This is a genomic window from Streptosporangium sp. NPDC050855 (assembly GCF_044456585.1).
Classification (GTDB): domain Bacteria; phylum Actinomycetota; class Actinomycetes; order Streptosporangiales; family Streptosporangiaceae; genus Streptosporangium; species Streptosporangium longisporum.
The window spans coordinates 235,860-262,360 of record NZ_JBITFY010000003.1 but is presented as its reverse complement, the minus strand read 5'-3'; the positions used below and the strand labels follow the sequence as shown (position 1 = coordinate 262,360).

General features: G+C 71.7%; 22 protein-coding genes. 11 read left to right on the top strand and 11 right to left on the bottom strand.

Annotated elements, in window-relative coordinates:
- Position 1 precedes the first annotated feature (1 nt).
- Positions 2-601, bottom strand: a complete 600-nt coding sequence (locus ACIBCT_RS09180) for a GNAT family N-acetyltransferase (protein ID WP_399186874.1) — start codon at positions 599-601, stop codon at positions 2-4.
- 307 nt (positions 602-908) lie between these two features.
- On the opposite strand from ACIBCT_RS09180, the gene ACIBCT_RS09175 reads away from it, so the two are divergent.
- Both ACIBCT_RS09175 and ACIBCT_RS09170 read left to right on the top strand, forming a co-directional pair.
- Entirely contained in the window at positions 909-2,138 is a 1,230-nt protein-coding gene (locus tag ACIBCT_RS09175) for an acyl-CoA dehydrogenase family protein (protein WP_399186873.1), read from the top strand.
- A 7-nt stretch (positions 2,139-2,145) separates the two neighbouring features.
- Positions 2,146-3,420: an activator-dependent family glycosyltransferase gene (locus ACIBCT_RS09170; RefSeq protein ID WP_399186872.1), complete on the top strand. Its 1,275-nt coding sequence runs from the start codon at positions 2,146-2,148 to the stop codon at positions 3,418-3,420.
- Between the two features lie 120 nt (positions 3,421-3,540).
- On the opposite strand, the gene ACIBCT_RS09165 is transcribed toward ACIBCT_RS09170, so the two are convergent.
- From ACIBCT_RS09165 to rfbA, 7 genes are all read right to left on the bottom strand, one after another.
- Positions 3,541-3,813 (bottom strand): phosphopantetheine-binding protein, encoded by a 273-nt coding sequence (locus ACIBCT_RS09165; protein WP_399186871.1) that lies wholly within the window; start codon positions 3,811-3,813, stop codon positions 3,541-3,543.
- Between the two features lie 14 nt (positions 3,814-3,827).
- The gene (locus ACIBCT_RS09160; protein ID WP_399186870.1) at positions 3,828-5,372 is read right to left on the bottom strand and encodes an amino acid adenylation domain-containing protein; all 1,545 of its coding nucleotides are present in this window, start codon (positions 5,370-5,372) and stop codon (positions 3,828-3,830) included.
- Entirely contained in the window at positions 5,369-6,511 is a 1,143-nt protein-coding gene (locus ACIBCT_RS09155) for an acyl-CoA dehydrogenase family protein (RefSeq protein WP_399186869.1), read from the bottom strand. The genes ACIBCT_RS09160 and ACIBCT_RS09155 overlap by 4 nt, the downstream gene beginning before the upstream one ends.
- A gap of 28 nt (positions 6,512-6,539) precedes the next feature.
- Entirely contained in the window at positions 6,540-7,580 is a 1,041-nt protein-coding gene (locus ACIBCT_RS09150; protein WP_399186868.1) for a ketoacyl-ACP synthase III family protein, read from the bottom strand.
- A gap of 35 nt (positions 7,581-7,615) precedes the next feature.
- Positions 7,616-8,449, bottom strand: coding sequence for an NAD-dependent epimerase/dehydratase family protein (locus ACIBCT_RS09145; RefSeq protein WP_399186867.1), 834 nt, complete (start codon positions 8,447-8,449; stop codon positions 7,616-7,618).
- Positions 8,450-8,627: 178 nt separating this feature from the next.
- Entirely contained in the window at positions 8,628-9,707 is a 1,080-nt protein-coding gene (gene rfbB, locus ACIBCT_RS09140; protein ID WP_399186866.1) for a dTDP-glucose 4,6-dehydratase, read from the bottom strand.
- Positions 9,708-9,729: 22 nt separating this feature from the next.
- Positions 9,730-10,602 (bottom strand): glucose-1-phosphate thymidylyltransferase RfbA, encoded by an 873-nt coding sequence (gene rfbA, locus ACIBCT_RS09135; protein WP_399186865.1) that lies wholly within the window; start codon positions 10,600-10,602, stop codon positions 9,730-9,732.
- A 263-nt stretch (positions 10,603-10,865) separates the two neighbouring features.
- Here rfbA and ACIBCT_RS09130 point away from each other — a divergent pair, with 263 nt between their 5' ends.
- Entirely contained in the window at positions 10,866-12,176 is a 1,311-nt protein-coding gene (locus tag ACIBCT_RS09130) for an activator-dependent family glycosyltransferase (protein WP_399186864.1), read from the top strand.
- A gap of 11 nt (positions 12,177-12,187) precedes the next feature.
- Positions 12,188-12,901, top strand: a complete 714-nt coding sequence (locus ACIBCT_RS09125; protein WP_399186863.1) for a class I SAM-dependent DNA methyltransferase — start codon at positions 12,188-12,190, stop codon at positions 12,899-12,901.
- Here the strand turns inward: ACIBCT_RS09125 and ACIBCT_RS09120 are convergent.
- Positions 12,847-15,078 carry a BTAD domain-containing putative transcriptional regulator gene (locus tag ACIBCT_RS09120; RefSeq protein ID WP_399186862.1) on the bottom strand — a complete coding sequence of 744 codons (2,232 nt, stop codon included), beginning with the start codon at positions 15,076-15,078 and terminating at the stop codon, positions 12,847-12,849. The two genes, ACIBCT_RS09125 and ACIBCT_RS09120, sit on opposite strands and share 55 nt — an antisense overlap.
- A gap of 681 nt (positions 15,079-15,759) precedes the next feature.
- Between ACIBCT_RS09120 and ACIBCT_RS09115 the strand changes: the two genes are divergently transcribed.
- The 5 genes from ACIBCT_RS09115 to ACIBCT_RS09095 all read left to right on the top strand — a co-directional run bounded on the left by ACIBCT_RS09115 (position 15,760) and on the right by ACIBCT_RS09095 (position 22,181).
- The gene (locus ACIBCT_RS09115) at positions 15,760-17,115 is read left to right on the top strand and encodes a beta-ketoacyl-[acyl-carrier-protein] synthase family protein (RefSeq protein ID WP_399186861.1); all 1,356 of its coding nucleotides are present in this window, start codon (positions 15,760-15,762) and stop codon (positions 17,113-17,115) included.
- 37 nt (positions 17,116-17,152) lie between these two features.
- Positions 17,153-17,425, top strand: coding sequence for an acyl carrier protein (locus ACIBCT_RS09110; protein ID WP_344897869.1), 273 nt, complete (start codon positions 17,153-17,155; stop codon positions 17,423-17,425).
- On the top strand, positions 17,422-18,729 hold the full coding sequence (locus tag ACIBCT_RS09105) for a long-chain fatty acid--CoA ligase (RefSeq protein WP_399186860.1): 1,308 nt from the start codon (positions 17,422-17,424) through the stop codon (positions 18,727-18,729). Before ACIBCT_RS09110 ends, ACIBCT_RS09105 begins: the two co-directional genes overlap by 4 nt.
- Entirely contained in the window at positions 18,726-20,231 is a 1,506-nt protein-coding gene (locus ACIBCT_RS09100; protein ID WP_399186859.1) for an aromatic amino acid ammonia-lyase, read from the top strand. The genes ACIBCT_RS09105 and ACIBCT_RS09100 overlap by 4 nt, the downstream gene beginning before the upstream one ends.
- Before the next feature lie 198 nt (positions 20,232-20,429).
- A complete protein-coding gene (locus ACIBCT_RS09095; RefSeq protein WP_399186858.1) occupies positions 20,430-22,181 on the top strand; it encodes an FAD-binding oxidoreductase in 1,752 nt (583 codons plus the stop codon).
- Between the two features lie 57 nt (positions 22,182-22,238).
- Here ACIBCT_RS09095 and ACIBCT_RS09090 read toward each other — a convergent pair whose 3' ends face one another.
- A complete protein-coding gene (locus ACIBCT_RS09090; RefSeq protein ID WP_399187161.1) occupies positions 22,239-22,646 on the bottom strand; it encodes a nitroreductase/quinone reductase family protein in 408 nt (135 codons plus the stop codon).
- On the opposite strand from ACIBCT_RS09090, the gene ACIBCT_RS09085 reads away from it, so the two are divergent.
- Entirely contained in the window at positions 22,587-22,820 is a 234-nt protein-coding gene (locus ACIBCT_RS09085) for a hypothetical protein (RefSeq protein ID WP_399187176.1), read from the top strand. The genes ACIBCT_RS09090 and ACIBCT_RS09085 overlap by 60 nt on opposite strands.
- A gap of 62 nt (positions 22,821-22,882) precedes the next feature.
- On the opposite strand, the gene ACIBCT_RS09080 is transcribed toward ACIBCT_RS09085, so the two are convergent.
- Complete coding sequence (locus ACIBCT_RS09080) at positions 22,883-24,094, bottom strand: imidazolonepropionase-like domain-containing protein (RefSeq protein ID WP_399186857.1); 1,212 nt, start codon at positions 24,092-24,094, stop codon at positions 22,883-22,885.
- A gap of 165 nt (positions 24,095-24,259) precedes the next feature.
- Between ACIBCT_RS09080 and ACIBCT_RS09075 the strand changes: the two genes are divergently transcribed.
- Entirely contained in the window at positions 24,260-26,350 is a 2,091-nt protein-coding gene (locus ACIBCT_RS09075; protein WP_399186856.1) for a M6 family metalloprotease domain-containing protein, read from the top strand.
- The last annotated feature ends 151 nt before the right edge of the window (positions 26,351-26,501 follow it).

Genomic DNA, 26,501 nt, shown 5'->3' with positions numbered 1-26,501 from the left:
GTCAACTGTTCTCTCCTGACGGCGTCTCGGTGGAATCGGTGGACGCCGCGTTCCGGCGTTCGAGCGGGGTCTGTACGAGCTTATTGAGGAGATCGGCGCCGTGCTCCTCCCAGAACTCGCGGTAGACGGCGTAGATATGCACGTCCCGCAGCTCGCCCCGGTCGTAAAGATGCTCGGGAAGAGTCGCCTCTTTGTGATCGGTGTCGAAGGTCGTGTGCAGAATCTGGAAATCCGGCTCGGCGGTCCAGAAATATATCTTCCTGACGTTCCACATCGCGAAGGCGTAGTTGATCGTCAGGAGCATGACCTCGGCGCCGACGCCGGTGCCCGCGGCGGTGGGGTCGGTGTAGAAGCTCGCCCGCACGTGCCGGCCCGACAGGTCCAGGTGGTGGAAGGAGACGTACCCCACGACCTGGTCGGTGTCCTGGCGCTCCACGGTGAACTGCGCGGACACCTCCTTGGTGTACAGCGCCGCGAACACCTCGGCCGAGGGCAGGTCGTTCAGCCCGGCCTTGAGGAGAAGATCGTGCGCGGTGACGCCCTCCGGCGGGTTGGCGTGGCGCAGCAGCGTCCTTCTGGTCTTGGTGTGGGGAAAGAGCACGTTCTTCCACCTTCAACTCGGCGTCGCGGCTGAATGGGATTACCTGGAGGATTATTCGAGCCGGCCGGGCGGTCGTCGTCCGCGATCTGAAAGCGGTGGCCCCGTCTCGCCAGCGGGACAGATGCTAGTTCCGGGTGATCGGTGGGTCAAGCTATTCTCCGGCGGTTCCGATGTCCATGCGAATGGCCTTTTTCGAGGGTGTGGATAATTTGACGGTTGATTTCTTCGGCCGCGCGCGGAAAAGTCGTTTGCGGTGCATGCGAAGGCAGTGGGCCGACGTGCGAACGAGGGGAAGCGGGATGGGCCGATGACAGTGCACACCGAGGACGCCGCGATGCATGGAGAACTCCTCGAGCCGATCACGCCCGAGGGCCGCGAGCTGCTCCGCCTCATCGAGACGCACCGGCCGGCGATCGCCGAGGCCGCCCCGGTCAACGACAGGAACGGGACGTTCCCCCATGACGTCTTCGACGGCCTGCGCAAGGACGGCGTCCTCGGCGCCACCGTGCCCTCCGCGCTCGGCGGGCTGGGCGTCGAGCGCCTGCACGACGTCTCCCTGGCGCTGCTGAAGGTCGCCGAGGCCGACGCCTCGACGGCGCTCGCCCTGCACATGCAGCTCAGCCGGGCGCTGACGCTGACCTACGAGTGGCGGACCGGCCCGGCCCACGCGCGGGCGCTGGCCGAACGGCTGCTGCGCGGCATGGGTTCCGGCGAGTCCGTGGTCCCCACCGGCGTCAAGGACATCCCGCGCGACCGGCGCCTCACCACCCTGACGCCGACCGACGACGGCGGCTGGCTGCTGACGGGCGGCAAGACGCTGGTGAGCCTGGCGCCCATCGCCACCGACTTCGCGGTGTACGCGCAGACGCGCGTCCCCGGGGAGCGCTCCCGGTACGCGATGGCGGTGCTCACCCGGGACACCCCGGGCCTGACCGTGATGGACAACTGGGACGGGCTCGGCATGCGGGCCTCGGGCACCGTGGACATCCTGTTCGAGAACTGCCGCATCGCCCCCGAGGACGTGGTGCTGCGCGGCCTCGCCGGGGAGCAGGACCTCGCCATGCTCGCGGGCCAGACGGTGAGCTCCGTCACCATGCTCGGCATCTACACGGGCATCGCCCGGTCGGCGCGCGAGATCGCCGTCTCGACCATCCTGAGCAGGGGGACGGCCGGCGCGGCCGCGGCCCGCACGCTGGTGGCCGAGATGGACGCCCGGCTGTTCACGATGAGGTCGGCGGTCGCGGCCGCTCTGGCCACGTCCGACCGGCTCGCCTACGACGACACGGGCGACCCGCAGGAGCGCGGGCCGGCCATGATGACGCCGTTCCAGTGCGCGAAGATGATGGTGAACCAGATGGCGCCGTCCATCGTCTTCGACGCCCAGACCCTGATCGGCGGCTCCTCCTTCGTCGCCTCCCACCCGCTGGCGCGGCTCTACCGCGACGTGCGCGCGGGCGGCTTCATGCAGCCGTACACCTTCGTCGACGCGGTCGACTACCTGAGCGCGCAGGCGCTGGGGCCCGTCAGCAACGGTTAGGGGAGTCATGCGCGTTCTCTTCACGTCGTACGCGGAGAAGACCCATTTCCTGGGGATGGTGCCGCTGGCGTGGGCGCTGCGCAACGCGGGCCACGAGGTGCGGGTGGCCAGCCAGCCGGAGCTGACCGACGTCATCACCGGCGCGGGCCTGACCGCCGTTCCCGTCGGCACGGACCACATCCTGCACCGGCTGGTGGGGCGGACGAAGGACCAGCCGGCGTCGGCGTCGCGGCAGCCCTCCTACGACCCGGCCGAGAACCGGCCCGAGGTGCTCACCTGGGAGTACCTGAAGAACGGGTACGGGGGGCAGTTCGTGCCGTGGTGGGCCCGGGTGGTGAACGACCCCATGATCGGGGAGCTGACCGCGTTCTGCCGGCACTGGAAGCCCGACCTGGTGATCTGGGAACCGGTCACCTACGCGGGGGCGATCGCGGCCAAGGCGTGCGGAGCCGCGCACGCCCGGATGCTGTGGAGCCTGGACCTGTTCGCCCGGATGCGCGGCCACTACCTGCGCGCCCTCCGGGAGCAGGCCCCCGGCGAGCGCGACGCCATGGCCGCCTGGATCGGCGCCCGCGGCGCCAAGGTCGGCGTCGACTTCTCCGAGGAGATGACCAGCGGGCACTTCACCATCGACCCGACCCCGGGCTCGCTGCGGCTGGACCTGCCGCACACCTACGTGCCGCTGCGCTACATCCCCTACAACGGCGTCGCCGTCGTCCCGCCCTGGCTGCACGTCCCTCCGGCCAGGCCCCGGGTCTGCCTGACGCTGGGCACCTCGGCCACCGAACGCCTGGACGGCTACTCGCTGAGCGTGCAGGACGTCCTGACCAGTCTGGCCGACCTCGACATCGAGCTCGTGGCCACCCTGCCGGAGAAGCAGCAGGCCGAGCTGAGCCACGTCCCCGACAACGTCCGCCTGGTCTCCTTCGTCCCGCTCCAGGCCCTGGCACCCACCTGCTCGGCCGTGATCAGTCACGGCGGGAGCGGCACGTTCCTCACCATGGCGGGACAGGGGGTCCCGCAGCTCATCGAGCCGTTCATGTTCGACGACGCGCTGCGGGCCGAGCGGCTGGCCGAGCAGGGGGCGGGGATCGTCATGCACGGCCGTGACGCCAGTGGCCCGCGGGTGCGCGAGCACCTGCTGCGCCTGCTGGGTGAGTCCTCCTTCGCCGAGGCCGCGGGAAGGCTGCGGACGGAGATCGAGGCCATGCCCACCCCCAACGAGCTCGTCGGAGAGCTGGAGAGGCTCACCGCCGAACACCGCGGCACCGTCGCGAGCTGAACACCGTCCCCCGGAGGAACGACACGTCGTCCTCCGGGGGACGAGACACGCGGGAACGGGACGGCGCGGTGCCCCGGCCGTTCCCGGCCCCGGCTCACGGCCGGGGACCGGGAACGGGGGTCAGGCCGGGGCCGTGTGCGGAAGGAGCGCCGAGGTCAGGCCGCGGACGCTCTTGAAGGCCCGCGGGTCGATCGTCTCGAACGCCACGTCGATCCCCATCTCGTCGCGGATGTGGGCCACCAGCAGCGCGGTGTTCAGCGAGTTGAGGATCCCCCACTCCAGCAGCGGCGAGTCCTCGTCGAGTTCCCCGGCGGGGTCGCCCGACAGGAACCGCTCCCGGATGAAGGCGATCAGCCGATCCGATATCTCCCGCTCGGACAGGTCGGTGCTCACGATGGTCGTCTCCTTCACAGCTGGCCGTACGGCGTGGTCCCGGAGCTCAGGGCGGCCCGGTCGATCTTTCCGTTGCGGGTCCTGGGCAGTTCGCCCACGAGCAGGATCTCGTCGGCGATCATGTAGGGCGGCAGCCGTTCCGCGCTGTGCCGCTTGAGCCCCAGCACGCCCGGCGCGGCTCCCGGCGCGGGCAGCACGAACGCGCGCAGCCGCGCGTCGGCGCCCTCGCCGCTGACCACCACGGCGACGTCGGCCACCTGCGGGTGGCTGCCGAGGACGGCCTCGACCTCGCCGAGCTCCACCCGGTAGCCGCGCACCTTCACCATGTGGTCGCGGCGGCCGAGGTAGTCCAGTGACCCGCCGGGGAGGACCCGCACGATGTCCCCGGTGCGGTACGGCCCCGTCTGCGGCTCGTGTCCCCAGTAGCCGAGCATCACCGTGGGTCCCTCCACGACCAGCTCGCCCTCCTCACCGACCCCGGCCACCCGCCCGTCGGGCCGCATCACCCGTACGACGTCGCCGCAGGACGCGCGGCCGATCGGCACGGAGCGGTCGCGCGCCAGGTCGCCGGGGGTGACCTCGTGGAAGGTGCAGACGTTGGTCTCGGTCGGGCCGTAGAGGTTGAGCAGCCGGGCGCCGGTCCAGGCCGCCAGGTCGCGCACCCCCGCGATCGGGAAGGGCTCGCCCGCGAAGAGCACCGCCCGCAGCGCACCCGGCGCGGGCCGCTCCAGCAGGCCGCCGTCGCGCATCATCAGGGTCAGCGCGGACGGGACCGAGTACCAGACGCTGATGCGCTCACGGTGCAGGAACTCCACCATCCGGGCGGGCGCGTAGGCCAGCTCGGCCGGGACCGGGCAGACCGTCGCCCCGGCGGAGAAGGCCGCGTACAGGTCGAGCACCGACAGGTCGAAGGTGAACGGCGCGTGGTTGGCGAACCGGTCGTCCGGCCGGGCGTCCAGCTCGGCCGCGGCCCAGTCCACGAAGGCGCGGGCGGCGCGGTGGCTGACGCTCACGCCCTTGGGGACGCCGGTCGAGCCGGAGGTGTAGAGCACGTACGCGAGATCGTCGGCACCGGCCGGATGGTCGACCGGGACGGGCCGCGGGCCGGCCGGGAGCGCGCGGTGCCCGTCGAGGTCCACGGTGCCGCCGATGCCGCCGGTGCCGCCGGTGCCGCCGTCGCCGTCCGCGTCGCCTGCGTCGCCTGCGTCGCCGGCGATCGCCTCGATCGCCTTCAGCCGGTCGCCGTCGGCGCAGACGACGCGGGGGCTGCAGTCGCGGATCAGGGCGGCCACCCGGGCCGCGGGCGCGCTCTCCCCGGCCGGTACGTAGGCGGCTCCCAGGCGGAGCACGGCCTGCATCGCCACGACGGCGAGCGGTGTCTTCCCCTCCCAGATCACCACGCGGTCCCCGGGGCGTACGCCCTCGCCGGACAGCACGTGCGCCAGGGCGTCGGCGCGCAGGTCGAGCTCGCGGTAGGTCATCTCACCGGCCGGACCGGCCAGGGCGAGGTTGTCCGGGAACCGGGCGGCGGCGTCGATGAGGAGCCGGTGCAGGCTCACAGCCCCAGCCCCCTGGCGACGAGCTCCCGCTGGATCTCCGTGGTCCCGGAGAAGATCGTGCCGGGCACGGCGTCGCGCAGCTGCCGCTCGACGCCCGCGGCGCCGAGGTAGCCGGTCGCGCCGAAGACCTGGATCGCGTCCAGGCTGTTGGCCACGGCCGCCTCCGACACCGCGATCTTCGACAGGGCGGCGTGGGTGGCGGCGTCGGCGTCCTGCTCGTCCAGCGACCAGCACGCCCGGTACAGCAGCAGCCGCGCGCCCTCCAGCCGCTGCTTCATCGTGACCAGCCGGTGCGAGACGGCCTGGAAGTCGCCCAGGGCGCGGCCGAACTGGCGGCGCCCGCGCGCGTGCTCCACGGCGCGGCCGAGCTGCTCCTCCATCATCCCGAGGTAGACGGCGGGCAGGCAGGCCCGCTCCCAGGCCATCGAGCCCTGGAAGACGGCGCTGCCGCGCCCCTCGGCGCCGAGCCTGAACCGGGCGGGGACCCGGCAGCCGGAGAACTCCACCCGGCCTGCCGGGCAGCCGTCCAGGCCCATCTTGGCCATCGGCTCGCTCACCGTGACACCCGGCAGGTCACGGGGGACCGCGAAGGCGGTCACGCCGAGGAAGCCGAGGCCGGGGTCGGTGGTGGCGTAGGTGACGATCAGGTCGGCCGCGGGCGCGTTGCTGGCGAACGACTTGACGCCGTCGAGCACGTAGTGGTCGCCGTCGGGCCGGGCCACGGTGGCGAGCCTGCTCACGTCGGAGCCCGCCCCGTCCTCGGTCATGGCGTTGGCCGCGACCAGCGCCCCGGAGGCCAGGCCCGGGAGCAGCTCCGCGCGCGTGTCCTCGTCCGCGTTGTCACGGATCGCGACGCAGCACGCCAGCAGGTGCGCCGAGACCGCGAACGCCAGGGCGGTGTCGCCGCCGCCCCGGGAGAACGCCTCCAGCGACAGCGCCGTGTCCAGGGCGCCCAGGCCGCCGCCCCCGTGCTCGGGAGGCAGGCACAGGCCGGTGGCGCCCAGTTCCGCGGCGGCCCGCCAGCGGTCCCGCGTGAACGGCTCCCGCGGCGGGCCGGACTCCTCGTACAGGCTCTTGCGCGCGCCGTCGAACATCGCGTCGCGCCGCTCGCCGCGCGCGCCGCCGAGACCGAACTCCATGGGCCGTGCCCCCTTCCGACGACGTGTCCTAGACCCACGAGGGGGTGTCGAGGATCTTCAGGACGGCGCACGAGATGGTGACGCCGGGGCCGATGCCGCCCAGCAGCACGTGGTCACCGGGACCGAGCTCGCCGGTCGACAGCAGGTGGTCCAGGGAGACCAGGTGGTCGCTGGCGCCGAGGTGGCCGACGGTCCTGGCGAAGTCCCAGCTCGACTTGGACATCGGCATGCGCAGCACCGCCATCCACCGGTGCTCGACGGCCTCGGGGGAGAGGCTGGTGAAGATGGTGCGGGTGACGTCCGCCACCTTGATCTCCGCCTCGGCCAGGGTCCGGCTGAGGACCTGCATCATCCGCTGCTGCACGATGACCCAGGCGAGCGCGAGGTCGGTGTCGGTCGAGCACATCCGGCCGAACTCCTCGGCCCGCGCGCTGAAGTCGACGGCCTCGCCGGTGGTGGCGCTCGGCGGGAAGAGCGGGGTGCCCGCGCGGTGCAGCTCCTCGGCCTCGGGCACGGAGATCGAGCTCACCGAGAGCAGCCGGGCGAAGCCGGGCTCGCGGGAGAGCACCAGCGCGCTCCCGGCGTCGCCGAGCACGAAGTCCGGCCCCGAGCACCAGCGGTCCATCCGGGCGGTGCCGAAGTTGTCCGCCGTGACGATCAGCGCGTCACGGCCCCGCGGGTCGCCCGCCATGAACCCGCCGGCCAGCTCCAGGGCGCTCAGCACGCCGTTGCAGCCCTGGCGCAGCTCAACGGCCAGCAGGTCGCCGCCGACGAGGTGGTGCTGCAGGTAGTACTGCGGCGACCACCCGTCGGGGCCCTGGTGCCAGACGTCGGCGTACAGCATCAGTCCGAGGGCGCCGGTGCCGCCCCCGCCGCGCGTGATCGCCTCCCGCGCCGCCCGCAGCGCCATCTCGGGAGCGGGGATGTCTCCCGCCACCGCGGCGCCGAGCATGTCGTGGACCTTGGCGTGCTCGGGCGTGCACAGTCCCTGCGCGACGGCCGACTCCACGCTGACCGTCGGCGGGACGAACGTGCCGATTCCCCGGACGAAGACCTCTGGTGTGCGCACTGCCCTGCCTCTCTGCTCGCCTGTGGCCCGGCCGGTCAGGCTCGGCGGGACGGGGGACCCGCGTGCCGCTGTGACCCCGCCGGTTCCGCCGGTTCCGGTGACCCTGCCGCCTCCGGCGTCGCGTTCCCCAGCTGGGAGGTCGCCTCCAGGTAGCGGTCGATCACGATCCGGTGGTAGCCGGGGCCGAAGCCCATGTCGTCGACCGCGGGCACCAGCCGCCGGAGCTTCTCCACGCAGATGTGGTGGGAGGTCCCCTCGTCGATGATCTGCCTGCGGGCCGTGATGCCCAGCCGCATCTCCAGGTGGTCGACGATCAGCGCGACCGGCACGGACTCGCCGGTGGCCACGTTCACCACCTCCTGGGTGGTGCCGGTGGCCAGCAGCAGGTCGATGACCTTTATCCAGTCGGTGATGTCGATGATGTCCCTGCGCGCGCTGCGGTACATCGTGAGGTTGTCGGAGCGGATCTGCTCGATGAGGGAGGGGATCAACCGGTTCGCCGGCACGTGCGGGCCCACGACGTAGCCGAGCCGCAGGATCAGGTGCCGTACCCCGGAGTCCTGGACGCGCCGCTCCAGCGCGAGCTTGTGCCAGCCGTAGGGGGTGACGGGCTCCACGGGCTCGTCCTCACGGCCCCGGCAGCCGGCCCCGCCGTACATGCTCATCGACGCGGTCGAGAGGAAAACGAGGGTCCGGTCCTGGCGGAGGCTCTTCTCGATCGTCTCGTCCACCAGCGCGGTTTCCCGCTCGTAGTCGGAATCGGAATTCTTCCACAGCGACACACCGGCGGCGAGAATCGTCACCTCCGGATGGGCGTCTTCGATCGACCGCAGGTGCCTCGCGAGAAAGCCATTTCCGATGATCTCCATTCCCAGCACCGCTTTCCAGCTCTGGAGGTTAACGTATCGGTTCCGCCCGTCACCATATAGCGGCGTTCGGAATAAGAAAGCGCCCGCGGCCCGCGGCCGGAAGGCCGTTTGTCCCGCCAGCGAGACAGGTGTGCGTTCTCCGGCGCTTTCTCCGCCGGACGGCGGTAATTGCGGCGGGTCACACGCCGGCCGGCGTCCCGGCGCCGGCCCCCGGGATCGCGGAGCCCGCGGAGCCTGCGGAGCCTGCGGAGCTTCCGGGGCCCGCCGGGTCCTCGGGGGCGGCCTGCGCCTTCTTCAGCGGCTCCCACCAGCTGCGGTTCTCGGCGTACCAGCGGGCCGTGGCCGCCAGGCCGTCGGCGAAGGGCACCCGGGGCCGGTAGCCCAGCTCGGCGGAGATCTTGGAGCTGTCGACGGAGTAGCGGCGGTCGTGACCGGGCCGGTCCTCCACCGGCAGCACCATGGACCAGTCCGCCCCGGCGATGTCGAGCAGCGCCGCGGTCAGCTCACGGTTCGTCAGCTCTGCGTTGCCCCCGATGTTGTAGACCTCGCCCGGCCTGCCCCGCCAGGCGACCAGGGCGATGCCGCGGCAGTGGTCGTCGACGTGCGCCCACTCGCGCACGTGCAGGCCGTCGCCGTACAGCGGCACCCGCTCCCCGTCCAGCAGGTTGGTGACGAACAGCGGGATGACCTTCTCGGGGAACTGGTACGGCCCGTAGTTGTTGGGGCAGCGGGTGATCGAGACGGGGAAGCGGTAGGTGCGCGAGAAAGCCCGCGCCAGCAGGTCGGCCGCGGCCTTGGAGGCCGAGTACGGGGAGTTGGGTTCCAGCGGGTGGCCCTCCACCCAGGAGCCCGTCTCGATGGACCCGTACACCTCGTCCGTGGAGACCAGGACGAACTTCCCGACGCCGCCGCCCAGCGAGGCCTCCAGCAGCGTCTGGGTGCCCACCACGTTGGTGGTGACGAAGTCGGCACCGCTGTCGATCGACCGGTCCACGTGGGTCTCGGCCGCGAAGTGCACGACCAGGGAGACACCCCTGGTCAGTCTCGACATCAGCGAGGCGTCACAGATGTCGCCCTGGACGAACTCCAGCCGCGGGTCGTCGGCGACGGACGCCAGGCTCTCCATGGTCCCGGCGTACGTCAGCTTGTCCACGACGACGACCCGGGCGTCCTCGAACCCCTCGTAGGCGCCGGAGAGCGTGCGCCGCACGAAGTTCGAGCCGATGAACCCGGCACCGCCGGTGACCAGGATCCGCATTTGGCTGCACCTTTGCTGTCAGTCACGCGAGTGATCGAGCGATGTCCATGACGTATCGGCCGTATACCGACTGGCTCATCTCGTTGCCCCGCCGGTAGCAGGCGTCGGCGTCGATGAACCCCATGCGCAGGGCGATCTCCTCCAGGCAGGCGACCCGTACCCCCTGGCGGCGTTCGAGGATCTGCACGTACTGGCTCGCCTCCAGCAGGGACTGGTGCGTCCCGGCGTCCAGCCAGGTGAAGCCCCGGCCCAGCGGGACCAGGTTCGCCTTGCCCTGCTCCAGGTAGACCCGGTTCACGTCGGTGATCTCCAGCTCGCCGCGGGCCGAGGGCCGCTGCTCCCTGGCGATGTCCACGACCTGCTTGTCGTAGAAGTACAGGCCCGTGATGGCCTGGTCGGAGCGGGGCAGGCTCGGCTTCTCCTCGATCGAGATCAGCCGGCCCTCGGCGTCCAGCTCGCCGATGCCGTACCGCTCCGGATCGCTCACCGGGTAGCCGAACATCACGCAGCCGTCCAGCTCCTCCCGGGCCCTGCGCAGCAGGTCGGGGAAGCCCGCGCCGTGGAAGAGGTTGTCGCCCAGCACCAGCGCGCACGGGTCCCCGTCGATGTGCGCGTCACCCAGCAGGAACGCCTCGGCGATCCCGCGCGGCTCCGGCTGCGGCACGTAGCTGAAGTTCACGCCCAGATGGGATCCGTCACCCAGAAGCGCCTGCAGCGACGGAAGGGTGTCCGGCGTGGAAATAATGAGGATGTCACGGATGTGTGCCAGCATCAGCACCGAGATCGGGTAGTAAATCATCGGCTTGTCGTAGATGGGAAGCAACTGCTTGGAGGTCGCGAGGGTCAGCGGATGTAAACGCGTCCCGTTTCCTCCGGCAAGGACTATGCCTTTCATCGGAGCTCCTGCGTTTTCGTCTGCGGCGGTGCCTGAGACTACTGTTCGGGCACATCGGGAAATCAACCCCCGCCGCCCCGCGAAAGGGTATTGCCTTTCGGCGGAGTGAATGTGATAAGGCTTGTGGCGTGTCCCGGCCGTGGCCGGACCCGGCGGGGGCGCAGCAGGCGGCCGCTCCACCCGCGCCGCGCCCTGTCACGCTCGCACGCCCGGAAGCGCCCGTACGTCCGGAAGGACGACCCGGAAGGACGGCAAGGACGACCATGCGCATTCTGTTCGCCACCTACGCGGAGAAGTCACACTTCCTGGTCATGGTTCCGCTGGCGTGGGCGCTGCAGGCCGAGGGGCACGAGGTCCGCGTCGCCAGCCAGCCCGACCTGACCGACGTGATCACCCGGTCGGGGCTGACCGCGGTGCCGGTGGGCAAGGACCACAGCCTCTGGCGGGCCAACAGGGCGTTCGGCTTCTTCGACCCCCGTGACGAGCACAAGCGGGCGGTGCCCCTCTTCGACCAGGCGGACAACAACCCCGAGCGGCTCACCTGGGACGAGCTCAAGCGGGGGTATGCCCAGTTCGTCCCCTGGTGGTGCAGGCTGGTCAACGACCCCATGATCGACGGGCTGACCGAGTTCTGCCGGAAGTGGGAACCCGACCTGGTCATCTGGGAGCCGGTGACCTACGCCGGCCCGATCGCGGCCAAGGCGTGCGGCGCGGTCCACGCGCGGTTCATGTGGACCCTGGACCTGTTCGGCCGGATGCGCGGCCACTACCTGCGCGTCAAGGAGCAGCAGCCGCCGCACGAGCGCCAGGACCCGCTGCAGGCGTGGATCACCGCGCAGGCCCGCAGGCACGGTGTGGAGTTCTCCGAGGAGATGACCCACGGCCACTTCACGATCGACTACACGCCGCCCTCCCTGCAGCTGCCGCCCGACCCGGGAGCCGGCCCGGAGCCGCACCGCGTCCCGGTGCGGTTCGTCCCGTACAACGACCGCGCGGTGATCCCGCCCTGGCTGCGCGTCCCGCCCGAGCGGCCCCGCGTCTGCCTGACGCTGGGGACCACGTCGGTGGAGAACCTGGACGGCTACCTGGTGCCGGTCCAGGAGATCCTCGACGGCCTCGCCGACCTGGACGTGGAGATCGTCGCCACCCTGCCCGAGCAGCACCAGGCGCAGCTCGAACGCGTGCCGGACAACGTCAGGCTGGTCAGCTTCGTGCCCCTGCACGCGCTGCTGCCGACCTGTACGGCGGTGATCGACCACGGCGGGAGCGGCACGTTCTTCACGACGCTGGCCAGTGGCGCGCCCCAGCTCGTGCTGCCCAACCTGTTCGACGAGCCGCTGCGGGCGCGCTACCTCGCCGAGCAGGGCGCGGGTCTGACGATGCACAGCAGCGAGGCCACCGGAGCCCGGGTCAGGCAGGCCCTGCTGCGGCTGCTGGCGGAGCCGTCCTTCACCCGGGAGGCACGCAGGATCCGTGACGAGATGAACGCGATGCCGACCCCCGCCGAGGTGGCGGCCGGCATCGCGGGCCTCGTCGAGACCTACCGCGCCGCCGTCCCGGCCGCCGGTCGCTGAAGGAGGGCACCATGTACGAGGCCGAGCTGGCGGACGTCTACGACGCGATCTACGCCGGGCGTGGCAAGGACTACGAGGCCGAGGCGGCGACCGTCGCGGAGCTGGTCCGCGAGCGGCTCCCCGGGGCGTCGTCCCTGCTGGACGTGGCCTGCGGGACCGGGTCCCACCTGAGGCACTTCGCCGGGCTCTTCGACCACGTCGAGGGGCTGGAGCTGTCGGCGGACATGCTGGCCGTGGCCAGGACGCGGATGCCCGGGGTGCCCGCCCACGAGGGCGACATGCGCAACTTCGCGCTCGGGCGCACCTTCGACGCGGTCACCTGCATGTTCAGCTCCATCGCCTACATGCGCGACGAGGGGGAGCTGGCGGCCGCCGTGGGGACGATGGCCGCCCACCTCGTCCCCGGGGGCGTCCTGGTCATCGAGCCGTGGTGGTTCCCCGAGTCGTTCCTGCCCGGCTACGTGGCCGGGGACGTGGTCACCGTGGACGGCCGCACCCTGGCCCGGGTCTCGCGCACGGTACGGGAGGGCGACGCGAGCGTCATGGAGGTCCACTACGTGGTGGCCGACGCCGCCTCGCCCGCCCGTCACTTCACCGTCACCCACGTGAACACCCTGTTCACCCGGGATCAGTACGAGACCGCGTTCACCGGGGCGGGACTGAAGGTGGACTACATCGAGGGCGGCCCCTCGGGGCGGGGACTGTTCGCCGGGACGCTCGGCTGACCCTCCGACCGGCCGCGCAGGAAGCTCTGGATGAGGGACGGCAGGCGCTCCCTGACCGGGCACACGCCGTAGGCCCCCGCCTGGCGCACGGCCGCGCTCAGGTTGGGCAACTCCATCTCGAACCAGGTCCTGGCCTGCTCGGCGCTGCCGAAGCGCAGGGCCGCCACCCCGTCGGGTGCCAGCGGGGGCGGCGGCAGGGGGTAGCGCGCCGGGTACAGCAGGCGGATCGCGGCGTCCGCGGTGCGCAGGTAGTGGGTGACCAGCCGGGAGACGGCCGCCCGCCGCGTCCGGTAGGACATCTCGGCCATGGCGCGGTCCTTGGCGTACGCGCGCAGCATGTCGTCGTGGAACCTGAGCCGGTTGCACGGCGTGATCCGCAGCAGGTGCCCGCTCAGCAGGAAGTCGACCACCCGCCTGGCGCGGTCGTGGTCCACGTCCGCCATGATCGCGGCCGTCACCAGGTCGAACGTCGAGCCGCCGTGCAGGCCCATCAGGCGGAACATCTCCGCGGCGTCGGCGGACAGCGCGCGGTAGGAGGAGGAGAACACCGACCGCATCGACGACTGCTCGTCGCACTCGGTGTCGGCGCTCTCCAGCAGCTCCTCCCGCTCCGGGATCGTCCGGGTGGCGACGGCGATCCCGCCGTGGAACCGGCTGGTCATCCGCTCCGCCGCGATCCGCAGCGCGATCGGGAGGTAGTCGCCCACCAGGCAGAGCCGGTCGACGAGGGGACGCTCGGCCTCCCCGCTGGCCTGCCTGATGACGTTCTTCACCAGCGTGACCGCGTCGTCCTTGGGCATCAGGTCAAGGGTCACGCGCAGTGCCCCGTCGCGGGTGGTCAGCCCCGACAGCCTGTTCCTGCTCGTGACCAGCACCAGGCACGAAGGGTCGCCGGGCAGCAGGGGACGCACCTGCTCGGCCGACCTGGCGTTGTCCAGCACGATCAGGATCCGCCGGCCCGTCACCAGGCTCCGGTAGCGGGACGAGAGGGCCTGCAGGTCCTCGGACGGGTCGGGGACGCTGCCGAGCCCGGCGAGCAGGTGGCGCAGCGCCTCGGCCGGTTCCATCGGCTCGGCCTCGTTGGAGAAGCCCCGCAGGTCCAGGTGGAGCTGGCCGCCCTGGAACCGGTCGGTGAGCCCGCGGGCGAAGCGCACGGCCAGCGCCGACTTGCCCACGCCCGGGGCGCCGCTGACCAGGATGACCCCGGCCTCGCCGAGGACCTCGGCCGCCGAGACGAACTCCTCCAGCCGTCGCAGCTCCTCGCGCCGCCCGGTGAACCCCGGCACGTCCCGGGGGAGCTGGGCGGGCACCACGAACGTCGGGAAGGAGCCGCTGCCATGGGAGGTCAGCGTCGGGAAGGGGCCGCTCCCGTGGGAGGTCAGCGTCGGGAAGGGGCCACTGCCGTGGGAGCTCAGCGTCGCCGGGGAGTCGGCGGGGGGCATGGGCGCGCGCAGGGTGCCGTTCAGGATCTGGTCGTGACACCTGCGCAGGTCCTCGCCCGGCTCGATGCCCAGCTCCCTGATGAGCAGGCGCCGCACGCTGTGGAACTGCTTCAGCGCGTCGGCCCGCCGACCGCAGCGGTAGTGGGCCACCATGAGCAGGTAGTGCAGCCGTTCCCGCAGCGGGTGGGTACGGACCAGGCCGGACAGGTCACCGATGATCTCGCCCGCGCGGTCGGCCTCCAGCAGGAGCTGGGCGCGGTCCTCGATGGCCGTGAAGCGCAGCTCCTCCAGCCGGGTCCGCTCGGCGTCCGCCAGCGGGCCGACCACGCCGCCCAGCGCCGGTCCGCGCCACAGCGACAGCGCGGTGTCCAGCCTCTCGACCACCTGGGGCCAGGGGCCGGAGCGCTGCAGGTGCCGGACGCTCTCCAGGTGCTGCTCGAAGATCTGGGCGTCGATGCTGCGCGGGTCGAGCGCGAGCATGTAGCCCGTGCCGTCGCCCACCAGCATCTCGGAGGGCGCCCTCGGCGGCCTCAATGGTTCAAAAATGCGCCTTAGGCGTGCTATGTATGTGTAAATGCTGCTTTCAACAGTTGTGGGGGGGTTCCCTCCCCAGACGGCGTTGATCAGTTCCTGCCGGCTCACCGAGGCTCCCGGACGTGTCGCCAGCGCCACGAACAGGCTACGCTGCGTAGGCGATCCCAGGTCGAGCTCATGATCGCCTCTCGTCGCGCGCACGGGCCCGAGGAGACGTACCTGCACCTGGTCGTTCAACGACGCTCTCCCAATCTCAGCCCGAGCAGAGATGCGGTGGAAGGTCACCTGAGCGCGCGCTCAGGATCAAATGCTCGGACCTACGCATATAGCCATACCTATGGCAACGAACCATGAGCAAGTCAGGTTCCTTGGGTGACGTTATTGTTATCTCTGTCACGCGAACCCCTCCCGTCCCCCGGTTCACCGGTGAGAGCCGGTGAGAGGCTGTCTCGCTGGCGGGACACCCCCTGCCCGGCGACGGGACACCGGGCCGAGGCGCCCCCGGCGGGCGCCGGACGGCCGGACGCGGGTGCCCCGGGGGCCGTTCCCGGACGCTCCTGAAGATCACCCCGGCCCGTGCGCGGGCGGTGCAGGAGATCGTCCCGGGGGCCGCGCCGGGACCGCCCCGGCCGGTCGCGCGGAACCCGTCCCGGACCTGCCCGGGACCCGTCCCGGACGGTGACGCGGACCCGCTCCGGCGGGCCGCCACGGCCACCGCCCGAAAGCGCGGGAAAAAAGAAGAAATCAACGGCAAGGCCGTCCGGCAGGCTCGCGGTGACGACGGCCGGGGAGCCGGAAAAACCGGCACGACCCTTGTGAACCGGTGCCCGCATGTAATAGAAGATCTGTTCCCGGCTCGTACGGAAAAGCGTATCCGAGGCGGTGACGAACCCCCTGGCCCTCGGTTACCGTCGAGCCCGGCATGGGATTCCCGAACTTCCCGGTGAGGCGCTGGTGGCCATCGACGACATTGATTCTCCGCGAGGTGCTCCGCCCAGGAGGGTGGTCGTCACCGGCTATGGGGTCGTCTCGCCCTTCGGGGTGGGCTGGGAAACCACGTGGTCCAATCTGATTCAGGGAACGAGCGCCATTCGCGAGATTTCCGGAATGGACGTCTCCGGTCTTCCCGTCAGAATCGGCGGCCAGATCGTGGATTTCGACCCCGAGGAGTGGCTGCCGGCCTCCCTGGTGCGGCGCACCACGAGACCGGCGCACCTGGCGCTGGTGGCCGCGGTGCTCGCGCTCAAGGACGCCGGCCTCGAGGTCGACGCCGCCCTCGCGCCCGCGGTGGGGGTGACGGTGGGCAGCGCCTGCGGTGCGAGCAGCGTGCTCGTCGACGCGGGCGCCGCGTTCGCCGCGCGCGGCTTCATGGCGCTGAGCCCCTACACCTTCACCTCGACGGGCGTGGTCACGGTCGCCTCCGAGGTCGCCCTGCACGTCGGCGCCCAGGGCCCCTCCGCCTGCATCACGACCGCCTGCGCCACCGGGGCGACCTGCGTCGGCGAGGCCATGAGGCTGATCCGGAGGGGCGAGGCGGACGTCGTCCTGGCCGGCGGGGCCGACGACGCCCTGACCCCCTTCGACCTGGCCGCCGCGGCCAGGGCCAGGGCGCTCTCCCGGCGCAACGACGACCCGGGCGCCGCCAGCAGGCCCTTCGACACCGGCCGCGACGGGTTCGTGATGAGCGCGGGCTCCGGCGTCCTGGTGCTGGAGAGCGAGGAGCACGCCGCGGCGCGCGGGGCCCGGGTGTACGGGGAGGTTGCCGGGTACGGCGCCAGCACCGACGCCTACAACCTGACCAGCCCGCACCCGGAGGGGACGGCCGTGGAGCGGGCCGTGCGCCTGGCCCTGAAGGACGCCGGCGTCACCCCGGACGAGGTCGGATACGTCAACGCGCACGGCACCGGCACCCGGATGAACGACACCGCCGAGATCAAGGTGATCCGCCGGGTGTTCGGCGAGCGGGCCACGTCGATGCCGGTGAGCTCGACCAAGAGCATGACGGGCCACATGCTCGGGGCGGCTGGCGCCGTCGAGGCGATGATCGCCCTGGAGGCCGTCCGCACCGGGATCGCCCCGCCCACGGTCAACTGCGACGACCCCGAGGACCCGGAGATGAACTTCGTGGCGCACCGAGCCCAGGAACACGCGGCGGACGTGGCCGTCAGCAATTCCTTCGGGTTCGGCGGCCACAACGCGGTCCTGGTGCTGCGCCGCCCGCGGGATGTGTCACCCTGACCGGCACGGAAAGTCGGGAAAGCCGTCCAATGTGATCGTGAAGGGATATCGGAAAATGTCCGCAGAGCAACAGGAAATGCTTTCCAGCCTGGCCGAGATCGTGGAGAGGGTGGCGGGCGTGCCCGCAGAGAGGGTATTGCCGGAGAAATCATTCACCGACGACCTGGCCCTTGATTCCCTGGCCGTCGTGGAGGTCGCCTTCTCCATGCAGGAGCACACCGGCATTGACATTCCCGAAGAGGACCTGGCACGTATAAGAACGGTCCAGGACTTCCTCGACCTCGTCGAGCACTCCGCGGAGCGGAATTGACCTCCCAGCGCGTTCCGGAACACGGCGGCGTGGCCTCCTCCCACACCGCCGACGTCTACACCGAGGTGTCGCCGCAGGAGCTGCTCGGCTCCGGGTTCGCGGCACCGCGGATCAACGACGACCCCTGGCTGGTCCGCTGGGACCTGCTCGGCCCCGGCACCGACGTCGACGCGTTCGTCCTGGACCGCCTGGCCGAGACCGTGGACCTGGAGACCTCGGGCAGCACCGGCCCGAGCCGGTGCTGGCGGCGGACGCGTGAGCAGATGTGGGCCGAGGCGGGCCTGCTGGCCGCGCTGGTCGAGCGGGACCGCCCGCAGGCGCTGCTGTCCTTCGCGCCGCCCAAGCACGTGTACGGCGCGCTCGCGAGCGTGCTGGTGCCCGCCCGCCTGCGCCTGCCCGCCTGGTACCGCCCCCGCTACTTCGGCGCCATGCCCGCCCCGCAGGACCGGCGCTGGGCGATCGTGGCGGTGCCCTGGACCTTCTCCATCCTGCGCAGGCACTCCTCCTGGGTCGGCGGCACCGAGCACCTGAGCGTGCTGCACAGCACCGCGACCCTCCCGCTGGCGGCCGAGTCCCTCGTCGAGGAGACCGGGCGGGAGCGGATACGCGTCGTGGAGGTCTTCGGCTCGACCGAGGCCGGTGGCATCGCCTCCCGCACCTGGGGCCCGGACCGGCCGCCGTGGGAGCTGTTCGAGGACGTCGAGTTCGCCCCCCGCGCCGAGACCCCTGCCGAGACCCACGCCGAGACACCGGCCGAGATCCCCGCCGGTTCCGACGGCGCGTCCGCCGGTGCGCCCGGCGACGTGACCACGGGCGCCCCCGACGGCGACATCGACGGCGACATCGACGGTGCGCCCGGCGAGGAGACGCCGCTGGTGGTGCGCAGCCCCCGGCTGGCGTTCCGGCCGGGCGAGGCGCCCGCCGACGTCTGGCGGACCGACGACTACGTACGGCGGCTCGACGCGCGCCGGTTCCGTTTCGACGGGCGGCGCGACCGGCTCGTGAAGATCAACGGCCGCCGGGTCGACCTCGACCGGCTGGAGGAGTCGGTCAGGTCGGTGCTGCGCTGCGCGGACCTGGCCTTCCTCCCGGTCACCGACGCCTTCAGCGGCGAGAACTTCGACCTGCTCGTGGTCCCGGAGGGCGAGGGAGCCCTGTCGGTCACGGAGGTGCGCGCGGCCGTGGGACGGTTCGACGCCCGCCCCCGGCAGGTGCGCCTGGTCGATCGGATCGACCGTTCCGACACCGGCAAGCTCCGGCGACTACAGCGACCTTCCCTTTCCGACGCGGGAGCAGACACGTGACAGCCTTGATCGACGGACGTTCCACCGACAACCTGGCCTCGATCGTCAGGAGCACGCGCTGGGACGCGCGGATGGAGCCCTGCGACCACGAGGAGGTCCGCCGCATGCGGGCCAGCGTGGACCTGCTGGCCGAGCGGCTCTCCGGCTCGGAGTCGGTGTACGGGGTCACCCACGGCTTCGGCCCCCTGGTGGCGTTCTCCGCGTCCGACTCCCCGATGGAGCAGGGCGCCGGGCTGATCGCCCACCTGGGCTCCGCCCAGGGCAGGCCGCTGGACCCCGAGGTGTGCCGCCTGATCGTCTGGCTCCGTCTCAGCAGCATGCGCAAGGGGCACTCGGCCGTGTCGCCGGACTTCTGGCAGACCCTGGCCGACCTGTGGAACGACGGCTTCACGCCGTCGATCCCGCGCGACGGCACGGTGAGTGCCAGTGGGGACCTGCAGCCGCTCGCCCACGCGGCGCTGGCCCACGCGGGCAATGGGGAGGCATGGGTGCGCGGTGACGACGGCTGGTCGGTGGTGCCCGCCTCGCGGGCCCTGGCCGACATGGACGCCAAACCCGTCGAGTGGTCGGCCCGCGAGGCGCTGGCCTTCGTCAACGGGACCAGCGTCAGCCTGGCGGTGTGCATCCTCAACCACCAGGCGGTGCTCAGGCTGGTACGGGCCGTCGGCATCCTCACGGCGAGGATCGCCGACATCCTGGGCTCCAACCCGGAGGCCTACCACGTCGGGATCGGCCGGGTCCGGGGCCAGACGGGGCAGCTCACCGTGGCCCGGTGGATCCGCGAGGACCTGCCGGCCGACATGGAGCGCAACCCCCTGCGGCCGTTGCAGGAGCCCTACAGCCTCCGGTGCGCCCCCCAGGTCCTCGGCGCGGTGCTCGACCAGCTCTACGGGGCCGAGGAGATCCTCGTCCGCGAGGCCATGGGCTGCACGGACAACCCCGTCTTCTACGAGGGCGAGCTGCTGCACGGCGGAAACTTCCACGCCATGCCGATCGGCCTGTGCTCCGACCAGATCGGCCTGTGCCTGCAGCAGGTGGCCTTCCTCGCCGAACGGCAGCTCGCCCTGCTGTGCGACCCGTCCTACAACGGCGGCGCGCCGCCGATGCTCACCCCCCGTCCCGGGGCGGGGAGCGGCCTGGCCGGGGTGCAGCTCAGCGCCACCTCGTTCGTCTCCAGGATCCGGCAGCTCGCCTACCCGGCCTCCCTGACCGCGCTGCCGACGAACGGCGGCAACCAGGACCACGTGCCGATGGCGCTCAACGGGGCCAACTCCGTGGCCGAGGCCGTGGAGCTGGCGTGGCTGGTCGTCGGCTCCCTCGCGCTCGGCGTGGCCCAGCGGGGAGCGCTCGCGGGGCGGAACGAGACGGCCACCGGCCTGTGGGCCGACCTGGCCCGGATATCGCCTCCGCTGCAGGCCGACCGGCCGCTCGCGGCCGAGGTGCGCGCCGCCAGCCGCCTGCTGCAGGAGGCCGCGGAGAGCCTGCTCGCCCGCGAGGAATGACATCCTCGCGGGGACCGGTCCTTTCGGGGAACCGGAATTCCGGGGAATCCCGGTTCCCGTCCGGGACGTGATCCCCCCGGGACCGGACTCCCCGCGGGAAAAGAAGGACGCCGGGGCTCGCCCCGGCGGCGGAAAGGCGTTCCTCCCCCCGGGGGAACGCTCATGAGAACGTGAAATGCGAAAGGTCTGGTAAATACGGTGGCCAAAGCAACACGCCGTGGATTCCTGGAAGTGATGGCCGTCGCGGGAGGGGCGGCCGTCGGGCTGGCCGCCGGTGACTCGGAGGCGAGCGCCACCGCGAAGCGCGGCTCCGCCGGCTGCCCGCCGACGACGGGCGCGGCGACCGTGGGCCCGGACGACCCGCGCTACGCCGAACTCGTCACGAGGGGCTACAACGCGCGCTACCTCGCGCAGCCGGAGTCGGTCCGCGTCGTCCACTCCGCCCAGCAGATCGTGCAGGTGGTCAACGAGGCCGTACGCGCGAACAAGAAGATCGTCGTGCGCAGCGGCGGTCACTGCTTCGAGAACTTCGTGGACGACCCCTCGGTGTCGATCATCATCGACATCTCGGAGATGAACGACGTCTACTTCGACCCCCACCACAAGGCGTTCGCGATCGAGGCCGGTGCCACGCTCGGCAGGGCGTACCGCTCGCTCTACCTCGGCTGGGGCGTCACGGTCCCGGCCGGCGGCTGCCCGAGCGTCGGCGCGGGAGGCCACATCGCCGGCGGCGGGTACGGTCCCCAGTCGCGCAGGCACGGACTGGTGATCGACCACCTCTACGGCGTGGAGGTCGTCGTGGTCGACCGCTCGGGCCGGGCGCGGATCGTCGTCGCCACCCGCGAGGCCCGCGACCCCAACCGGGACCTGTGGTGGGCGCACGCCGGAGGCGGCGGCGGGAACTTCGGCATCGTCACCCGCTACCTGATGCGCTCCCCGAACGTCAGGGGCAACGACCCCGCGACCCTGCTCCCCAAGCCCCCGGCGCAGCAGTACGTGGTCTCGGCCAGCTGGAGCTGGGAGAACATGACCGAGGAGTCGCTGTCGCGGCTGGCCGACAACTACGCCCGCTGGCAGCAGCAGAACCACGCCGAGCCGGCCTTCGAGAGCATCGACAGCTCGCTGACCATGTACCACCGCTCCAGCGGCAGGATCGAGCTGTTCGCGGCCATGGACGGCGACGTCCCCGGCGCGGACGGCATCCTGTGGACGCTGGTGCAGACCGTCGGCGAGGGCGTCGGCATCGAGCCGACCTTCGACTACTTCAGCGTGGCGCCGTGGATGAAGGTGACCCTGTCCTACGACTCCGGGGCCGGCGCCTACGCGCTCAGGTTCAAGTCGAAGGCGGGCTACCTGAAGAAGCCCTGGACCCCGGCGCAGCTCAAGATCATCTACAGGTTCCTCACCGAGGGCGAGGGTGACGTCGGCGCGTCGGTCTACCTGATGTCGCTCGGCGGGAAGATCAACGCCGTGGACCCGGCGGCCACGGCCAACCCGCACCGGACCGCGCCGCTCATCGGCTTCTTCGACATCGGCTGGTGGGACCCGGCCGAGGACGAGAAGTGGCTGACGTCGATCCGCGAGGTCTACCGGGAGGTGCACGCGGACACCGGCGGCGTCCCCGTGCCCGGCGACGCCTACGACGGCGCGTACATCAACTACCCCGACAACGACCTCGCCGACCCGGCGCTGAACACCTCCGGGGTGCCCTGGCACACGCTGTACTACAAGGACAACTATCCGAAGTTGCAGCAGGTCAAGGCCAAGTGGGACCCCAAGAACGTGTTCAACCACGCGTTGTCGGTCCGGCTCCCGGGGGCCTCGCCCTCGCTGCCCCCGCAGCCCCGCTCGGAGAGCTCCCGCAAGCTGAGGGCCGAGCCCAAGAAGTACCCCGCCAGGGTGTCGCCGAGGCACGCGAACAACCTGCGCTCGCTCGGCCAGCCGGGCTGATCGAAGGGGCCGCCCGCCGTGCCCTCCGGCGCGGCGGGCGGCCCCGTGCGCGGGTCCCTAGCGCGGCGTCAGGTAGACGACCCCGAGGTTGCGCCGCCGGATCGCCTCCGCCAGCTCTTCGCGGGTCGGCATGCGGTCGACGTGGACGACGATGCCGAGCCGCTCCTTCGCCTCCTTGAGCCCGATCTTCTGGACCAGGCCCTCCATCTCGGCGGCCATGGCGTCGGGGTCGTCCATCAGCTCGGCGCGCATGGGGGTGCGCCTGCCCATGTCCGTCACCTCGACGTCGGCGCCGCCGCGCAGGTTCGCCTTCCACCGGGCCTCGGTGTAGACGCACAACCTGCCGCCCTCGTCCTGCTTCATGACGGGAACCTCGTACCGCTTACCGGTCTTTCTCCCGGTGAAATGAAGAAGGATCACGCCGCCGACGGAGCGTGCTTTTCCCCTGCGTACCTGAACGCGCATCAGGGGGTTGAAGAGGCGCATCATGAATTTCATCATGATGGGCGTTTCCTTGATGGTCACCGCATGAGCCGTGTTTTCCGCCATGACCCATTGTTTCATCCTCGCGATGATTTGAAAAAGGGCGGCGGCCGATCTTCCCGGGAAGACGGAAGTCGGCGGCGAAACATGGGATGACAGGATGTCCGGCCGGAGAACGGAAGGGCGGGCGCGGGTGGGCGACACGGAGCGGGGGCGGTTCAGGCGAGGCGTCTGCTCTTCGCGTCGGTGTCCCCAATGTCCCCGGCGTCCCCGGCGTCACGGGCGCCCCCGCCCCCGCGGGTGCCCCCGGTGCTCCGGGTGCCCCCGGTGCTTCCGGTGTTCCCGGCTGCTCCGGAACGATCGGGGTGGCCGGACCGACCGGTGCCCCGGGTGTCGCCGGTGTCGCCGCGGGCGGTCTCGCCGGGGCGCGGGCTCGCCCTGCCGCCCACGAACGTGGCCACGCACCGGCCCGGCCCCTCGTGCAGCAGCACCGTGTACGGGTCCCGCTCGCCGGCCTCCACCGCGAAGACCGCGAAGTCGGCGCGCCCGCCCCGGTCCAGGCAGCCCAGGCGGCCGGGACCCTCGTCCATCCCCAGCGCCCGCGCGCCGCCCAGCGTCACGGCCTCGACCAGGAGCCGGTCGTGCCCGGGCGCGCGGGAGAGGGCGCGGGCGACGGCCAGCGGGTCGCCGCCGGTACGGGTGCCGATCGCGATCGCGCTCTCGCCGTCGAGCAGCCCGTCGGCCGCGAACGGCGACGAGATGGCGACGACCGTGCCGCGGGCCCGCAGGAGCTTGCGGTCGGCCTCGTCCAGCGGGCGGGAGATCGCGATGTGACAGCCGGCGTCGAGCGCCCCGACCTCGTCGAGGAAGGCGACGGTGTGCCGTCCGGGCTCGACGTGCAGCCGCAGGCCGAAGGTCCTGGACAGGACGGTCAGGTCCTCCATCACGACCGGGTCCGAGGAGTGGGCGGCGATGCCGATGACGCCCGGGTGGTCGACCTCGCGGATCGCGGTGATCAGCCGGTCGCGTGCCTCGTCCTCCCAGCGGTCCTCGTCCTCGCAGCGGGTCTCCAGGTAGGTGACACCGCCCAGCCCGGCCTCGCCGAGGGTGGAGGCCGCGTCGAGGTCGGCGGCGATGCCCCCGGCGGCCGTGACGCCGTACGCCGAGACCGGGGCCGCGGCGCGGTCGAGCCGCAGGTGCGCGTCGATCAGGCCCGGCACGATCATTCCCGGCCAGTGGACCGGGGTGAGCAGGGGGTGGGCGGCCACGATCTCGGCGCGCGGGCCGACCCTGGCGATCCGGTCGTTCCGCACGACGATCGCGCCGTCCCTGACCGGCGGGCCGCAGACGGGGAGCACGACGGGGGCGCAGTGGACGGAGACGGTGGCCCTGGCGCGCGTGCCGATGGTCCGACCGGCACGGGTGGGCATAGGCGCTCCTGTGTGTTCGTCCCCTTCGGAGAGGTTAAGGGGAGTGGCCCCCGATCTCAAATGGGTCTCCGGCGGGTCTCTCCTCCATGCTTCCTGACAGCAGGTTGTTGATCCCGCTGTAAGCGATCTATAGCGTCATTTATCGTGACTCGTCCCCCTAGGCTGATGAAAGCATCGATCGCCGCGGTCATGCTGATTCTCGCCGGTCTCGCCACCTCCCTCCCCGCCGCCGCCGACCCCGTCCCGGACCCCGAGCACCCCTGGCGCCTGGAGCAGTGGCCCAGGACCCAGCCCTGGCAGCAGGACGCCCCCGCCACCCCCGACGCCGGCGCCGCGCGCCGCGCCGAGCCGGGCGCCCCCGCCCCGATCGACCCGCAGAACTGGAAGAACCCGGACCACATGACGTGGGCCGACTACCGCAAGCCCCCCGGCACGAACTGGGCCGACCCCGCGGTCAAGGGCTCCAAGCGGACCTTCCGCGGCGCGCTGGTCCTGGCCGACTACCCCGGACGGCCGTTCGTGGTCACCCAGCCCAAGGGGTCCACGGTCTTCGGCAACCCCAGCGCCGAGGCCCACGACATCCCCCGCGACCGGGTCGCCGGCTTCTACCGGGACTTCCTCAACACCCCCGGCGCCCTCAACCGGGGCCACACCATCCACGAGTACTGGATGGAGGACTCCGGGGGCCGCTACGGCGTGGAGCTGACCGCGTTCGGGCCGTACGAGATGCCCGGCAAGTCGCACGAGTACGCCATGGAGTTCCAGGGCGGCACGGCCTGCCCGGCCGGTGACACCTGCAACCGCAACCTGCGCACCGACGCGCGGGCCGCCTGGACCGGCGCGGAGGGCCCCGAGGTGCCCGCGGGCTTCGACTTCGTCTTCTACCTGAGCGCCGGCCAGGACGAGTCGGCCACCTGGCAGGAGTTCGGCCCGATCAAGTTCCCGACCAAGGAGGCGGTGACCGACGCCTTCGGCCCGCCCGACGAGAGCCTGCCCAACTGGGCCAGGACCCGCTACGTGGAGTGGACCTCCTGGGCCTCGGCCTCCTCGATCTGGCCCAACGCCGGGGGCGGCTCCTCCACCCAGGCCGAGAGCTCCGGGCAGGGCGTCTACGCCCACGAGCTCAGCCACATCCTCGGCATCGGCGACAACTACAACAACCCGTTCGGGGTGCCGCCGCGCCGGGCCTACACCGGCATCTGGGAGATGCTCAGCCGGGGCAGCTTCAACGGCCCCGGCGGCCCGCACAGCCGCTGGCTGATCCCGCCCACCGCGGGCGCCTCGATGGGCGCCCAGCACATGCTCCGCAACAAGATCAAGCTGGAGATGGTGGACGAGGCCAACGTGCTGCGCCTGTCCAGGGACGCGCTGGCCGAGTCCGGGATCGTCGTGGCCGAGGTGACCGCCCGGGTCGTCCAGCCCGGGCCCGGGGACCTGTCCGGCGTCAACGTCGCCTTCACCGGCGGCGACCGCGCCCCGGCCTGCGACGTGAACACCGACCCGTTCTGCGACGGCGGCGGCTACGACAACTACACCGTCGAGGTCGTGGACCGGATGGGCGCCGACTCCTTCACGCCCGACTCCGGGGTGCTGCTGGCCAAGACCAAGAACGTCGACCAGGCCCCCTTCGAGTGGGTGATCGACGCCAACCCGCAGGACATCGGCATGACCGACTACGTCCTGCCGGACGGCACCGCCGTGCCCATCACGATCGGCGACTACCGCCAGCTCTCGGACGCGCTGTTCCACGCCGGCACCGGCTCGGGATCGGAGTTCGAGTACGTGGACCAGGCCAACCGGCTGCACTTCTACGTGCTGGACCTCGAGCGCGACCGCAAGGGCGTGCTCTCCTACACGGTGGCGGTCCGCTCCCTGGACGGCGCCGGGCCGAACCGGCGCGGGGTGAAGGTGCTGCCCACCCTGGGCCTGCCGTCCCGCGACGGCCGCTCGGCGTGCCGCTTCCCGCTGTTCAACACCGGCAGGACCGCCCCGGCCCAGGGGACGCACCCCGAGGACGTGAGCGCCCACCTCTCCGGTGACGTCTACCGGCTCTCGGCGAAGGTCGCGGGACGGGGCTGGACGGTCTCGCTGCCCAACGAGCTCGCCACCGCCGACGCCGGCCGGAGCACCCGGGTCACGGTCGACGCCCGCAGGGCCCCGGGAGGCGCCCGCCTCGGCACGGTGACCCTGACCGCGGTCTCCGAGAGCGACCCGTCCAGGACGGCCACGGCGACCTGCCACGTGCTGGGCCGCTGAGGGCCCGCGTCACCCGGGCCGGATGCCCGGGTGACGCGGCGCCGCGGGCCGGACGTCTGATTCAATTTCCAGGAATCGAAGGACATGCCGGTCGGCGCGGGGGGTCGCGGGCGTGCCGTGGTCCTCGTACGAGGGGTGTGGATGACCGGGG

Coding starts and splice junctions, on each gene's coding strand:
- ACIBCT_RS09175 (WP_399186873.1), top strand. CDS start 909: ATGACAGTGCACACCGAGGACGCCGCGATGCATGGAGAACTCCTCGAG.
- ACIBCT_RS09090 (WP_399187161.1), bottom strand. CDS start 22,646: ATGCGCGTTCAGGTACGCAGGGGAAAAGCACGCTCCGTCGGCGGCGTG.
- ACIBCT_RS09085 (WP_399187176.1), top strand. CDS start 22,587: ATGAAGAAGGATCACGCCGCCGACGGAGCGTGCTTTTCCCCTGCGTAC.
- rfbB (WP_399186866.1), bottom strand. CDS start 9,707: ATGCGGATCCTGGTCACCGGCGGTGCCGGGTTCATCGGCTCGAACTTC.
- ACIBCT_RS09155 (WP_399186869.1), bottom strand. CDS start 6,511: ATGGAGTTCGGTCTCGGCGGCGCGCGCGGCGAGCGGCGCGACGCGATG.
- rfbA (WP_399186865.1), bottom strand. CDS start 10,602: ATGAAAGGCATAGTCCTTGCCGGAGGAAACGGGACGCGTTTACATCCG.
- ACIBCT_RS09170 (WP_399186872.1), top strand. CDS start 2,146: ATGCGCGTTCTCTTCACGTCGTACGCGGAGAAGACCCATTTCCTGGGG.
- ACIBCT_RS09145 (WP_399186867.1), bottom strand. CDS start 8,449: ATGGAGATCATCGGAAATGGCTTTCTCGCGAGGCACCTGCGGTCGATC.
- ACIBCT_RS09080 (WP_399186857.1), bottom strand. CDS start 24,094: ATGCCCACCCGTGCCGGTCGGACCATCGGCACGCGCGCCAGGGCCACC.
- ACIBCT_RS09075 (WP_399186856.1), top strand. CDS start 24,260: ATGAAAGCATCGATCGCCGCGGTCATGCTGATTCTCGCCGGTCTCGCC.
- ACIBCT_RS09125 (WP_399186863.1), top strand. CDS start 12,188: ATGTACGAGGCCGAGCTGGCGGACGTCTACGACGCGATCTACGCCGGG.
- ACIBCT_RS09130 (WP_399186864.1), top strand. CDS start 10,866: ATGCGCATTCTGTTCGCCACCTACGCGGAGAAGTCACACTTCCTGGTC.